The 14,779-nt window shown below is 42.3% G+C and carries 9 protein-coding genes; 6 read left to right on the top strand and 3 right to left on the bottom strand.

The window, feature by feature from the left end; genetic code table 11:
* Positions 1-413 precede the first annotated feature (413 nt).
* The 3 genes from HWQ39_RS12330 (at position 414) to HWQ39_RS12320 (ending at position 4,786) form a co-directional block, all read left to right on the top strand.
* The gene (locus HWQ39_RS12330) at positions 414-1,751 is read left to right on the top strand and encodes an FAD-binding oxidoreductase (RefSeq protein WP_292844803.1); all 1,338 of its coding nucleotides are present in this window, start codon (positions 414-416) and stop codon (positions 1,749-1,751) included.
* 79 nt (positions 1,752-1,830) lie between these two features.
* Positions 1,831-3,186 (top strand): heterodisulfide reductase-related iron-sulfur binding cluster, encoded by a 1,356-nt coding sequence (locus tag HWQ39_RS12325; protein ID WP_292844802.1) that lies wholly within the window; start codon positions 1,831-1,833, stop codon positions 3,184-3,186.
* 313 nt (positions 3,187-3,499) lie between these two features.
* Complete coding sequence (locus HWQ39_RS12320) at positions 3,500-4,786, top strand: P-loop NTPase fold protein (protein ID WP_292844801.1); 1,287 nt, start codon at positions 3,500-3,502, stop codon at positions 4,784-4,786.
* 182 nt (positions 4,787-4,968) lie between these two features.
* Here HWQ39_RS12320 and HWQ39_RS12315 read toward each other — a convergent pair whose 3' ends face one another.
* Complete coding sequence (locus HWQ39_RS12315; protein ID WP_292844799.1) at positions 4,969-5,235, bottom strand: hypothetical protein; 267 nt, start codon at positions 5,233-5,235, stop codon at positions 4,969-4,971.
* Positions 5,236-5,373: 138 nt separating this feature from the next.
* Here HWQ39_RS12315 and HWQ39_RS12310 point away from each other — a divergent pair, with 138 nt between their 5' ends.
* The 3 genes from HWQ39_RS12310 (at position 5,374) to HWQ39_RS12305 (ending at position 10,296) form a co-directional block, all read left to right on the top strand.
* The gene (locus HWQ39_RS12310; RefSeq protein ID WP_292844797.1) at positions 5,374-9,405 is read left to right on the top strand and encodes a hypothetical protein; all 4,032 of its coding nucleotides are present in this window, start codon (positions 5,374-5,376) and stop codon (positions 9,403-9,405) included.
* Positions 9,406-9,581: 176 nt separating this feature from the next.
* Positions 9,582-9,866, top strand: a complete 285-nt coding sequence (locus HWQ39_RS34390) for an HAD hydrolase-like protein (protein WP_366932266.1) — start codon at positions 9,582-9,584, stop codon at positions 9,864-9,866.
* Complete coding sequence (locus tag HWQ39_RS12305; protein WP_366932265.1) at positions 9,808-10,296, top strand: HAD family hydrolase; 489 nt, start codon at positions 9,808-9,810, stop codon at positions 10,294-10,296. The genes HWQ39_RS34390 and HWQ39_RS12305 overlap by 59 nt, the downstream gene beginning before the upstream one ends.
* 409 nt (positions 10,297-10,705) lie before the next feature.
* On the opposite strand, the gene HWQ39_RS12300 is transcribed toward HWQ39_RS12305, so the two are convergent.
* Together HWQ39_RS12300 and HWQ39_RS12295 are read right to left on the bottom strand one after the other, a co-directional pair.
* Positions 10,706-11,143: a hypothetical protein gene (locus HWQ39_RS12300; protein ID WP_292844794.1), complete on the bottom strand. Its 438-nt coding sequence runs from the start codon at positions 11,141-11,143 to the stop codon at positions 10,706-10,708.
* Positions 11,144-11,406: 263 nt separating this feature from the next.
* Positions 11,407-14,712 (bottom strand): efflux RND transporter permease subunit, encoded by a 3,306-nt coding sequence (locus HWQ39_RS12295; RefSeq protein WP_292844792.1) that lies wholly within the window; start codon positions 14,710-14,712, stop codon positions 11,407-11,409.
* Positions 14,713-14,779: the final 67 nt, after the last annotated feature.

Here is a 14,779-nt window from a genome sequence, read left to right as displayed (position 1 = left end):
TATCGCTGAAATTTATTAATTTTTCCCATAAAATATTGTGAATATCCCAGATGTCTCCTAACTCTACCTGTAGTAGATGAGTAAATTTTACTTATCTACTACTTTTTTCCTAAAATTTGAAAGCTTTCAAATATAGCAATACTATTTTGTAAAAATCGAGAGACTAAGATCCCCGACTTCTCAAAGAAGTCGGGGATCTTATTGTTCACGAATGATTTAGGATTGCTGTATTCATCGCCTTTTGGGCAGCGATCGCCTGAAGAAAAACTCTTCCTTTATTTGGCGCTAATTACAAGCTAGCTTACGCCGTAGGCATCGCTTTTTATATTGAAGCCACCGTATATTAATGGCAATGTGCTTTTTTGGTCAGGTTAGCCAGTAAATTAGATGTAGGGCGTAAAAAAATAAACTCAATGAAAGCAATGTCTAACGACAGGCCGCAAGCCGTCTGCGCTACTGATTTTGCATCTATCGTCGGCGAAGAAAATGCTGTTTGTCTTTGGGAAAATATCGAACTCAGTCAGCAAAAACGTATCCAACAGGCGATCGCTTCTGAGAAGTTTCCCAGTTGTATTGTCTATCCTCGGACTCAAAAGCAGCTAGCCGCAGTCATTGCCAAAGCTCACACAAATAACTGGCGCGTCCTCCCCTGTGGTAGTGGTAGTAAACTCAACTGGGGTAGTTTAGCTAAAGGTATTGATGTTGTAGTCAGTGCAGAACGCATCAACCAACTGATAGAACACGCTGTTGGCGATTTGACTGTCACAGTAGAAGCTGGGATGAAGTTCTCCGATTTGCAAGCACTTTTAGCAAAGTCGCGGCAATTTCTCGCCCTTGATCCCACAGCACCAGAGTCGGCAACCATTGGCGGTATTGTTGCGACAGGTGATACAGGTTCTCTGCGACAACGCTATGGTAGTGTGCGCGACCAGTTACTAGGTATTACCTTTGTGCGTGCTGATGGAGAAATTGCTAAAGCTGGGGGAAGAGTAGTTAAAAATGTCGCCGGCTATGACTTGATGAAGTTGCTTACGGGGTCTTACGGCACATTAGGCTTTATCAGTCAACTAACTTTTCGTCTGTACCCGCTAGCAGAAGCATCGGGGACGGTGGTACTAACTGGGAAAGCTGAGGCTGTATCTCAAGCGGCTAATATCCTTCGGGGTTCGGCGTTAACACCAATCCAAGCTGATTTGCTATCAAATAAATTGGTATCTAGTTTAGGATTGGGTGAAGGACTAGGATTAATTGCCCGCTTTCAAAGTATTAGTGAGAGTGTTAAAGAACAGTCAAACCGAGTTTTGGAAGTTGGGCAAAAGCTGGGTTTAGATGGAGTAATTTTTGCCGATGGTGAGGAAGCTAATCTATGGCAGAGATTACAAGAACGAATACATACTTCTGTTACAGAATCGGTAATTACCTGCAAAATAGGAGTGTTACCTACTGCTGCTGTAGAGATTTTGACTGAGGTGGAGTTAGGTTTGATTCATATTAGTAGTGGTTTAGGCTTGTTACAATTAGAAAGTAAAAATCAAGTTTTGAAAATCCGTGAGCAACTACATTCTAGTGGAAGCAATCGCACTCAAGCTAATATAGGTTTTTTAACAATTTTGTCAGCACCAGTTGCGGTTAAAGAACAAATAGACGTTTGGGGTTATACGGGAAATGCTTTGCCGTTGATGCGCCGTATTAAGGAACAGTTTGATAGTAAGAATATTTTAAGTCCTGGTCGGTTTGTGGGTGGGATTTAATTTTAAGAAAACGTAGACTCGCAGAGGCTTGCCGCAGGCTACCGCAAAGGACGCAAAGGAAGAGGGGAAAGATAGAAATATGCAAGTTTCAGAAAATTCTGTTAATAATACCGCTAGTTTAAAGAATTTGAAGGGGTTTGATGGGAGTCATCCGCCTGACCCGAAGTTAATTGATAGTTGTGTCCATTGTGGATTTTGTCTCTCGACTTGTCCCAGTTATCGGGTGCTTGGTAAGGAGATGGATTCTCCTAGAGGACGCATCTATTTAATGGATGCAATTAATGAGGGTGAAATTGCTCTTAATACCGCAACTGTAGAACATTTTGATTCTTGTTTGGGGTGTCTTGCTTGTGTGAGTACTTGTCCTTCTGGTGTGCAATACGACAAGTTAATTTCTGCAACTCGTCATCAAGTTGAACGGAATTATCCCCGCAGTTTATCAGACCAATTTTTTCGGAAATTGATCTTTTCTCTGTTTCCCTATCCCAATCTTTTACGAGTTTTACTAATTCCGTTATTAGTTTATCAAAAATTGGGGTTTGCCAAATTATTTCGGACTACGGGCTTACTCAATAAAATATCGCCTCGTTTGGCAGCAATGGAATCAATTCTGCCAGAAATTACTCTCAAATCTTTTGAAGATAATTTTCCTACTATGATTCCTGCTAAAGGTGAAAAGCGCTACCGCGTTGGAGTAATTTTGGGTTGCGTCCAAAGACTGTTTTTTTCTTCCGTAAACGAAGCAACAGTGCGGGTTTTAACGGCGAATGGTTGTGAAGTTGTGATTCCGAAATCTCAAGGTTGTTGTGCAGCGCTTCCCGAACACCAAGGACAAACAGAACAGGCGAAAGCTTTAGCAAGGCAGATGATTGATAGTTTTGCCAAAACGGATGTAGATTTTGTAATTATCAATGCTGCTGGTTGCGGTCATACTTTGAAAGAATACGGGCATATTTTAGAAGATGACCCAGAATATCGGGAAAAAGCAAAGGATTTTGCCGCTAAAGTTAAAGATGCTCAAGAATTTTTGGCAACTGTTGGCTTTACAGCAAAACTATCGCCGTTAACCGATAAGCCTTTGAATTTAGTTTATCAAGATGCTTGTCATTTATTGCATGGACAAAAGATTAGCGTCCAACCGCGTCAGATATTGCGGCAAATTCCAGGGGTGAAGTTGAGAGAACCAATAGATGCAGCTTTGTGTTGTGGTAGTGCTGGGGTTTATAATATGCTGCAACCAGAAGTTTCTGAAGAATTGGGTCGGCAAAAAGTAGAGAATTTGTTGAATACTGGTGCTGAGTTAATTGCTTCTGCTAATCCTGGGTGTACTTTGCAGATTACAAAGCATTTGCAGTCGCAAGGTAAGAAGATTTCAGTTATTCACCCAATGGAGTTGTTAGATTATTCGATTCGCGGTGAAAAGCTGAAATTGTAGATATTTCTTGTGGGATAGGTGTCTCACCCCACAAGAAAAGTTAGATATTTTAATCAGTCAACCTAAGAGGTTGTTTGAAAAGTGTTTCGCTGTGACTTTAGGCACTTTAGATCCCCCCTAACCCCCCTTTTTAAGGGGGGAACCGGAATCAAAGTCCCCCAATTGATCGGGGGATTTAGGGGGATCTAAAATCTTTGATACCGACAAGAGGACTTTTCAAACATCCTCTAAGCTTTTTCCGAAATAGCCGCTTTATCGTCTGTATAATCACTGAAATGGGCAAAAGCATCAGGCTGATTTCGGGTGATTTGTGATGAAACTAGATTTAGTTAGATTTTTTCAAGCTTGCAACCCCAGCAAAACTCTGGTTGTAAGCAAACCGGAAGATAGACAATATTATATTGATTTCTCTAAAGTGCGTGGTGCCAAGATTATTGAAGAATTAGGACGAACTATCACCCGCCTTTCCCCTGAAGAACCTACTTGTCAATTATTTACCGGACATATTGGCTGTGGCAAATCTACTGAGTTACTGCGGCTAAAAGCAGAGTTAGAACAGCAGGGATTTCATGTGGTTTATTTTGAGTCTAGCCAAAGCCTGGATATGGCTGATATTGATGTTACAGATATTTTATTAGCAGTAGCTCGTGAGGTGAGTCAAAGTCTAGAAGCAATCAAAATTAACCTCAAACCAGGATACTTTAAAAATCTGTTTACGGAAATTTCTGAGTTTTTGCAAACGCCGCTAGATATTGGGGTTGAGGCTCAATTATCTGTAGGTATTGCCAAAATTACTGCTAAAACTAAAGACAGTCCTAAACTTCGCAGTCAGTTACGGCAATATTTAGAACCGCGCACCAATGGCATTTTAGAATCAATTAACAAAGAATTGCTCAAGCCTGCTAGAGAAAAACTCAAGCAGCAAGGTAAAAAAGGACTGGTGGTAATTATAGATAATCTCGACAGAGTGGATAATTCTCAGAAACCTTCCGGTTATTACCAGCCAGAGTATCTCTTTGTGGAACGGGGAGAACAGTTAAACCAGCTAAATTGTCATGTTGTTTATACTATTCCCCTAGTGTTGATTTTTTCCAACGCTTTAGGAAGGTTAACAAATCGCTTTGGAGTAGACCCCAAAGTTTTGCCAATGGTTCCGGTGCAAATACAGAATGGTTCGCAATTCTCACAGGGAATCACGCTGCTGCAACAGATGGTCATGGCGAGGGCTTTTCCTGGTGTCGATTGGGAACAAAGCCAGCATTTAATTACCGAAGTTTTTGATAGTCCTGATACTTTAAAAAGGCTGTGCTTAGTTAGCGGTGGTCATTTGCGTAACTTGTTGATGCTGTTGTTTCACCCACCTTTGTCGCGGGAGTGTGTAGATAGAGTGATTAAACAACGCCGCAATGAGCTAACTTTAGCAATTACGCCCGATGAATGGGAATTACTGCGTGAGGTAGCGCAAGAAAAAAGCTTGAGAGGTCATGAAAGATACGACCTTTTGCTCCGCAGTATGTTTGTATTTGAATATCGTGATGAAGATGGTTCTTGGTTTGATATTAATCCGATTTTGGCAGAAGCTAAGGAATTTAGGTTATAAATCGGCTGTAGAGGCTTAGAGTTGTACGCTTTTAGTTAACGTGAGTTCGATGAACCTCTCCCTCTTAGCCTCCCTTTCCAAAACGGAAAGGGAGGAGCAACGAAAAATTCAGCTTTTTGCTCCCCTCTCCGACACGGAGAGGGGTTGGGGGAGAGGTTAAATAAGACTTGTCGAATTCACGTTTAGTTAGCTATCAGGTATTTTGTAAAATGCACAACGTTAGCGGTGTCAACAAGTGCGGGAGCTAGATCAATAAGTGCGGGAGTTAGATCAATAAGTGCGGGAGTTAGATCAATAAGTACGGGAGTTAGATCAATAAGTGCGGGAGCTAGATCAATAAGTGCGGGAACCATATCAACAAGTGCGGGAGCCATATCAACAAGTGCGGGAGCCATATCAGCAAGTGCGGGAGCCATATCAACAAGTGCGGGAGCGATGTCAGTTGTCATCTTGATAAACTACAGCTTTTTACAACTAGCAAAAATTGTCTGTTGTTCTTCCGTTACACACATTCTTTTCCTATTCCTCGTTTGGTGTTCCTTATCTCTACCAATAAATCTAATTTTGCTTAACTACTTATTTATGTTATGAGTAATCAGCGAGAGCCAGAAAATTTAGCTTTTGACAATGAACGTTCATTGCAAACTCTGGTGCGAACAATTACCCTTTCTCAGGGAGAATTTTCGCTGATTTTACTGCGCTGTAGCTATGCTGATTTACGTCAGCGCATGGTAGAACGCCTGCGCCAATTATCTCCTGTACACATTCGTGAAATTACTTTACCTGCATCAGTCAAAACGCTTTACACAAATATACGCGAACAACTGGGAGATGAGCAGCCATCTGCATTGATGATTTTTGGTTTAGAGTCGGTTAAGGATATTGATACAGTTCTGACTTCAGCTAACCAAGTACGGGAGGAGTTTAGAAAGAACTTTCAGTTTCCGATATTGTTGTGGATTAATGATTCAGTTCTGCAAAAATTGATTCGATTAGCAACTGATTTAGAAAGTTGGGCAACTATCATTGATTTTGAAAATCCTACTGATGAGTTAGTCAACTTTCTCCAGCAAAAAAGTGATGAAATCTTTGCAAGTGACATAACGCCCAATCCCCAAATGTGCCGGGAACTAGAAACCGCCCGTGAAGATTTGCAAAATCGAGGAGAAGTATTAGAAGCAGCACTTCAAGCAAGTTTAGAGTTTTTGCTTGGTTTAAATGATTATCTACATGACAAGATAGATTCTGCTTTAGGACATTATCAACAAAGCTTGGGGTTCTGGCGACAAAGTAATTATTTAGAGCGGCAAGGTATATTACTCGTTAATATTGCTTCAGCTTATAACCGCCAATCGGAAAAAAATCAGACAGAAAATCAACGTTATTGGCAAGAGTCTAAAAATTACTTTCAGCAAGCTATTGAGATTTTTGAACAAGCACAACGTTCAGATTTAGTTGCAAAGCATATTACTAAACTGGGTGAAGTGCTACGACGTTTAGAAGCATGGTCAGAGTTGCAAAGCCTTGTGGAAAAATCTCTGCCGCTACATCAAAATTATGGCACGTCGTTGCAGTTGGCTCAAGATTATGGTTTTTTGGCAGAAGTAGCCTTAGAACAGTCACGCTGGAATGAAGCTAATCAACTTGCAGGGCAAGCATTACAAATATTAGCTGAGATACCTAATTTACAATCAAATGAATTTGGATTGTATCGGTTTATTTTAGCAAAATCTCAACAGGGTTTAGGTCAATTTGAAGCAGCAATTAGTAGTTTAAAAGCTGCTAAAGCTGAAAGTAATCATCAGTATAACCCGCAATTATATATATCTATATTAGAAAGGTTACGCTCACTTTACTTTGAACAAGGTGAATATCTTAAAGCTTTTAATATTAAGCAAGAGCAATTACAAATTGAACAACAGTATGGTTTCCGCGCTTTTGTTGGGGCATCTTATCTTAACCCGCAGCGACAGGTAATTAATTCTGCACAGTTGCAAGTTGAAAATCCTGAAACAATTGCTCAAGAAATTGCTGCTTCTGGTCGGGGACAAGATGTTAAGCGGTTACGAGAAAGAATTGGCGGGACTGAGCATAAATTGACTGTAATTCATGGTCAGTCAGGAGTGGGTAAAAGCTCGATTTTGCAGGGTGGATTAATCCCAGCATTGCAACAGCAAGCAATTGGTGAGCGAGATGCTTTACCTGTTTTGTTGCGAGTTTATACAGATTGGGTGGGAATGTTGGGGCAGAGTTTGGCTAAGGCTTTTGAGGAAGTCAGAGGGAATCAATTATTTGCTAATCTTGATTCTTCAGCAGCTATTTTAGAACAATTACGGAAAAATGCTGACCGAAATTTGTTGACGATTTTAATGTTTGACCAGTTTGAAGAGTTTTTCTTTGTTTATCCAGACCAAGGTCAACGACGAGCATTTTATGAGTTTTTGCGAGTTTGTCTCAATATTCCTTTTGTAAAAGTAATTCTGTCTTTGCGGGAAGATTATTTACATTATTTATTAGAGTTAGAACGTCTGTTTAATTTGACTACAATTAATAATAATATTCTCGATAAAAATATTCGCTATTACTTGGGGAACTTTTCGCCAGACGATGCTAAAGCAGTTGTGCAGAGTTTAGCAGAACGCTCTCACTTTTTGGAACCTGCACTGATTGACCAATTAGTGCGGGATTTAGCAGGGGAATTGGGGGAGGTTCGCCCCATTGAGTTACAAATTGTGGGGACGCAATTACAAACTGAGAAGATTACAACTTTAGATAAGTATCGTCAATTTGGTACGAAAGAAAAACTGGTTGAGCGATTTTTAGAAGAAGTCATTCATGATTGTGGGGCAGAGAATGAACAGGTTGCACGACTGGTTTTATATTTACTCACAGATGAAAATGGGACTCGTCCCCTGAAGACTCGTGCTGAGTTAGCAGCAGATTTGGTAGCAGAAGTTGATAAATTAGATTTGGTGTTAGAGATTTTTGTGGCATCAAGGTTAGTGTTGCTGTTACCAGAATCTCCGGCTGACCGTTATCAACTGGTGCATGATTACCTTGTGTCGTTCATTCGTCAGCAACAGGGTAATGAAATATTAGCAGAACTTGCTAGAGAGCGAGAACAACGCTTGCAAGCAGAAGAGAAGCTGAAGCTTGAACAAGATGCAAAGCAGATATTAGTTGATGCCAAACGGGAAGCTGACAAGCAAATTCGCCAAGGGCGGATGCAGTTGAGAGTGAGTTCTGGTTTAGCGGTATGTCTATTATTATTTGCAGGTATATCATCTTTATATGCTTTGAATCAAATTCAATTTGCTAAGGATGCTGATGGTAAAAAGCAAGAGGCAGAAAATAAAGTTAAAACGGCTGAAGCTAAATACAAGTTAGTAAATCAAAACTTGGAAGATACCCAAAAGCAACAGGCAGCAATACAGAAGAAAGCGCAGGAATTAGAAACTAAAAAGAAAGATGCAGAGAAAAAGTTTCAAGCAGCGCAGAAAAATCAGCAAGCCGCAGAACGAGAATCAAAATTAGCAAAACAAAAAACTCAACAAGCAAACCAAAGCTTGCTGGCTGCTAAAGCAGATTTACAAAAGGTAAACCAGAAAGCCGTAGAATTACAAAATAAAAATGCCCAAGCAGAGGAAAGCATTAAAACAGCAAGCGAAAAAATAAAAACTGCTGAAGTAAAATTACAACAAGCAGCGACAAAAGAACAGCAAGCAGAATCTCAAGCTAAACAAGCCCAAACTACCCTCAGCCAAGCGCAAGTAAAACTTGCACAAGCAAATAAAGCAACAGAAGCAGCAGAAGCAGCACGTAAAGAAGCACAACAAGGAACAAACCTAGAACGGGCGGGAGTTAATGCTTTAAGACAGTTTGAATATACCGAGTTACAATCGCTGGTGTCGGCAATGCAGACTGGTAAAGAGTTAAAAACTTTGGTAAAAGATGGTCGCCCTTTAGAAAAATATCCAGCTATCAGCCCTATTTTTGCTTTGGATAGTATTCTCAATAAAATTAAAGAACGTAATCAATTTCAAGGGCATCAAGATTGGGTAAGGAGTGTGAGTTTCAGCCCGGACGGCAAAACCATCGCCACGGCATCATCTGACAAGACAGCGCGGTTGTGGAACCTGCAAGGGCAACTGCTGCAAGAATTCAAAGGGCATCAAAGCGCAGTCAACAGTGTGAGTTTCAGCCCGGACGGCAAAACCATCGCCACGGCATCATCTGACAAGACAGCGCGGTTGTGGAACCTGCAAGGGCAACTGCTGCAAGAATTCAAAGGGCATCAAAGCGCAGTCAACAGTGTGAGTTTCAGCCCGGACGGCAAAACCATCGCCACGGCATCAGATGACAAGACAGCGCGGTTGTGGAATCTGCAAGGGCAACTGCTGCAAGAATTCAAAGGGCATCAAGGCATAGTCTTAAGTGTGAGTTTCAGCCCGGACGGCAAAACCATCGCCACGGCATCAGATGACAAGACAGCGCGGTTGTGGCCTGTGGAGAATTTAGACCAATTGCTGGTGCGTGGTTGCAATTGGCTGCATGATTATTTGCAGAATAACCCGAATGTGAGTGAGAGCGACAAGCGTCTCTGCGATGATATCAAATGAGACAAAAAGCCCTGGCGACTAGAAGTCGCGGCTACACAGACAAAACCCACCTTCGTGGGTTAAAAACCCTTCATTTTGGATTGCGTCTACGCACCTTCTAGAATTATCTCAGGCGATCGCCATTTCTTCTCTAACCCTCTTCTCTTCTGTTAGGACGATGAACTAAACTATTTGCCATGCCATCATCGAGCTATGAAACAAAACGTCAGGCGAGGTTTTTCATGGCATTAGAAGGGGTGATTTTAGATATTGATGGCACACTGGTTTTAAGTAATGATGCTCATGCAAATTCCTGGGTGGAGGCATTTGCAGCTTATGACTTAGAAGTGCTATTTGAAACAGTTAGACCACTGATGGGCATGGGTGGAGATCAACTGATTCCCAAAGTAGCGCCAGAATTAAATGATGAAGAAGGAACTGGCAAAGCGATCGCTAAACTACGCAAAGAACTATATATCTAACAAATATATACCGCAAATCACTGCTGCCAATGGGAGCAGAAACTTAATATTAAAGATACAAAAATCGGGATTGCATCTGGTTGTCGCTAGTTCAGCAAGTTCTGAAGAACTCGATACCATGCTCAAAATTGCCCAAGTAGATGATTTGCTAACGGAAGTAACTACATCCGATGATGCCGAAGCATCTAAACCTGCTCCTGACATTGTAGAAGCAGCCTTGAAGAAAGGGCAAATGACATCTGAAAAAGTCGTGATGCTAGGAGATTCGCCTTACGATATTGAGTCTGCCGGCAAAGCAGGGGTAGCTGTGATTGGTTTGCGCTGCGGTGGCTTTAGCGATGAACAACTGTCGGGAGCGATCGCAATTTACAACGATCCAGAAGATTTGTTACAGCACTATGACTCTTCTATTCTGGGCGCAAATGCTTGAATACTAAAAGAGTAAGCGATCGCACTTCTACTACAACTATCCAAACTTGAGATATTTACAATACAATCGCCATGCCAGACAACGCGGAAAATTAGGCATCGCCAGATTAACATTACCTTGTGCAGATCAGACAATCGAACTAATTGATTGAGTGATAGACAAAGGTGATTATTTAGAGAAGATGGTATGCGATCGCAGCCGATTGATTAATGAAGCTGTGTAATATCATACATTACTCAGAAAGACTTAATCAATTTCAGAGAACAGTTAAAAAAGGAACCATCTAACAGGCGGAACGCAATTTAGAGTTGGTGAAGTTTTGAGGCGATGTTTGAAGACAAGTGGAAGAAGCTTATACGCTTGCCACATTTCTAAAAGACGCGATTAATCGCGTCACTACTTCCCTTGCTCAGACCTTAGTGTAATTATTGATTACCTTAGCTAAATCTGTCACTGCTTCTTCTACGTGCTTTTTGGCGGAACCGCGAAGTTTTTCATAGGTTCCTCGCACGATTGGGCGCTTTGCGCTCTTGACCCTCGCATCGGTGACACCCAATAGCGCGTCTGCCGTATCAGAGCGATTCGCACTCAGATACTCAATTGGATCGCCTTTCTCTATGCCTTTACTCCAGATAGGATCAAGTGCTGTGAAGCATTGCGGCAATATCTGCTCAACTACATAGGGGATGTACCCTGGTTTAATCCCCTTCAAAGCAGCAAAGGCAGTTTTCAAAGCGATGCCGCTCATACCTGACTTGGATGCAAGCTGTCCTTCAATCATGTTGCAACAGTCCTCTATGACCATAGCCTTTTTGGTCGGATTCAAAAGTCCGTCGCTAAGTCCCATTTCACTCTTCCTTATCTAAGTACTTAATTCTATTCGACTAATTCTTTTAGCAAGCAGGAAATTACAGAAAATGGTATCAGAGCTAGAAGCTCTTATGGATACAAGCGAGGGGGTAGAGAGCAGGGGGCAGGGGGCAGGGAGCAGGGAGGCAAGGAGCAGGGAGCAGGGAGCAGGGAGCAGGGGACAAGAGTTATTTCTCCTTACATCTCCATAACTCACCACTCATTACTCCTTACTCATTACTCATTACTCACTACTCAAAGTTAGGTTATCCCATCTTGCTGAGACCTAAGTTGTGCCTCTGGTTGACTTGAGCTTGCGGGTAGAGCTTCATGTCTCGATCCCGAAGCTCCATTTGGAGAATCTGGAGGGTTTGAGCCTCCCGATCGCTTCCGAGAAAATATAGCCTGAGCCAAACTCTTAACCAAAATATACAGAATTGGCACTAAGAACAAACTCAAGAACGTCGAAAGCAGCAGCCCGCCAAACAGCGCTGTTCCTAAAGACCAACGGCTGCTGGCTCCAGCCCCTTGAGAGATTACCAAGGGTAAAAATCCTAACAGCGCGGCAAAAGAAGTCATTAAAATCGGTCGCAGACGTTCTTGCCCTGCTTTTATCGCCGCCCGCGTATAGCTCATACCCTGCTCATGCAGTTGATTGGCAAATTCTACGACTAAAATCGCATTCTTGGCGGCTAGACCAATCAAAGTCACCAGACCTACCTGGCAATAAATATCATCTACTACTTTCGGGAAGAGGCTACCTGCCATGAAAATATTGGAACGCAGCCAAATCGCCGTCATCGCTCCCAAAACTGCGAGGGGAACTGTCAGCAAAATAATGATTGGGTCAACATAGCTTTCATATTGAGCTGACAGCACCAGAAAGACAATGACGATCGCTAAGGCAAAAATCAAGCCTGTAGATCCCCCAGATGTCTTTTCCTGGAGATAAGTCCCTGTCCATTCATAACCAAACCCTTGAGGTAACACCTCTGCTGCGATTTTTTCCATCGCTTTAATCGCCTCTCCAGAACTAGCACCAGGAGCAGGAGCGCCCTGCACTTTAATTGACCTATACAAGTTGTAATGGGAGATGGTTTTTGGCCCCACAAAGGGAGTAACTTTCACCAGATTGCTCAATGGAATCATCGCCCCACTTCCAGAGCGAACATACAACTTGCCAATATCATCTGGATTAGAGCGGAAAACGCCATCTGCTTGGACATATACTCGATACTGTCGCTGTCCCTGCACAAAGTCATTCACATATTGCGACCCCAAGTAACTTTGCAATGTCCCAAAGATGTCGTTGAGTTCGACGTTGAGAGCTTTGGCTTGGTTGCGGTTCACCTGAATGTCAAATTGAGGAGTGTCGGCGGTGAACTGAGTGAAGACTCGTTGGAGAGCAGGATTTTTATTAGCCGCCCCAATGAATTTTTGAGCAGTATCAAGCAGGGTTTGAATCGGCGCACTTCCGGTTTTATCTTGAATGATAAACTCAAAACCACCCGTACTACTTAACCCTCTAACTGGAGGAGCATTGACTGCGATCGCTCTGGCATCTGTAATTGTGGAGAGCTTTTTGTTTACCCTCTGAAGTATTCCATAGACAGACTCAGATTCTTTAGCTCGCTCTTTCCAGGGTTTCAGGTTAGCAAAGGCAATGCCTAAATTAGAAGCATTGCCATCGAAACCAAAGCCACTGATCATAAAACTCGCTTGAACTTCGGGAACCGATGTTACTTCTTTGACAACCCGATCCATAACAGATTCGGTGTATTTCAAAGAAACCCCATCAGGCCCCTGGACAATTACAAAGAAGTAACCCTGATCTTCCTCTGGGATAAATCCAGTAGGCACTGCTCTGTACATCAAAACCGTTGCGACTAAACCAGTGATAAAAACCCCAATTACAATCGGCTTGACATGGGTAAGATAGCTAACAAATCCGACATAACGACGCGTGAACCAGGAAAATCCCCGATTAAACTGCGTAAAAAACCACCCCAAAGGGCCCCGTGGAGTTTGAGCCGGGCGCATGAGGATGGCAGCCATACTCGGAGAGAAAGTTAAGGCATTGAAAGTGGATATGGCAATGGAGCAAGCAACCGTTAATGCAAATTGTTTGTAGACAATCCCAGTAGTACCCGGAATGAATGCAACTGGAATGAATACCGCCATGAGTACCAGTGAAGTGGCAATGATTGCTCCAGTTAACTCCTTCATGGCTTCAACCGCAGCTTCAAAGGGCCTCATGCCCTGTTCTAGTTTGACTGCAACTGCTTCCACCACAATAATGGCGTCATCAACGACGATCCCGATCGCCAGAACGAAACCAAACAAAGTTAGTGTATTAATCTGAAATCCTAAAACTAATAGAGCCGCACACGTCCCAATCAGGGAAACGGGAATCGCTACAGTGGGAATAATCGTGGTACGCCAGTCTTGTAAAAAGACAAAAATTACCAAGACCACTAGGATAATTGCTTCAACCAGAGTGTGCAGAACTTCTTCTAAAGAAATCTCTACAAACGGAGTGGTATCAAATGCCAACTGTGCTTTTAGTCCAGGTGGAAAACTCTTCTCTAGTGTTTTAATCTGGTTTTCAACAGCATGGGCAACGTTTAGAGCATTACTACCCGGAAGTTGATATATACCCAAACCCACGGCTGCCTTGGGAGCATTACCTGGGATGGTGAATTTAGCATCAGCGAGATAACTCTCTGCTCCCAGTTCAACTCGACCGATATCTCTAAGTTTAACTAAAGTGCTACTAGTGGTGCTATTAGTGCCACCTTGACTCACCTTCAGCACCATATCTTCAAATTCAGCCGCATCTTTAAATCGACTGGTTGCCCGTAAAGCAAATTCAAAGCTTTGATTATCTGGTGCTGGTTCCTTACCAATCGCTCCTGCACCCACCTGAATATTTTGTTCTTGCAGGGCGGCTGTCACATCTTGAGGAGTTAGTTTATGTTGGGCAAGCTTGTTGGGATCGAGCCAGAGACGCATGGCATATTTGCGCTCCCCAAAAATCCTGGCACTTCCTACACCAGGAAGCCGTTTGATCTGATCGAAAATATACAGATCGACGTAGTTACTGATAAAAATGTTGTCATACTCATTATTTTCTGAGTAAAAACCATAGACCAGAAGCAGACTGCTTGATGCCGTTTCAACGGTAACACCTGTTCGTTGAACTGTATCTGGCAGTTGAGGTTCAGAAAGTGATTGTTTATTTTGAACGTTTACTTGAGCAATATCGCTATTGACGTTAGTCGGGAAGGAGACAGTTATATTGCTAGAACCATCATTACCCGTGTTAGAAGATATATAGGATACATCTTTAACACCATTAATTTGTCGCTCAATGATGTTAGTAACAGTATTTTCTGTTGTTTGAGCATCCGCACCAGTATTGTTAGAGCTAACGGTGATTTGCACCGGAGCGAGGTCTGGTAGCTGAGAAATGGGAAGAATCGGAATACAGATGCTTCCCAGCAGCAAAATGATGAACGTGCAGACCGTCGTCAGTACTGGACGTCTGATGAAGGTATTGACAAACATAAATCAAGGAATAAAGGAAAAGTTTAAGATTGGTTAGTAAGGTAGTAGCTTTTTATTAATATAAGAA

Origin of the sequence: Nostoc sp. NMS8, assembly GCF_017115045.1 — a bacterium.
In the GTDB taxonomy this organism is placed as follows: Bacteria; Cyanobacteriota; Cyanobacteriia; order Cyanobacteriales; family Nostocaceae; genus Nostoc.
This window is presented reverse-complemented; position numbering and strand designations above follow the sequence as displayed.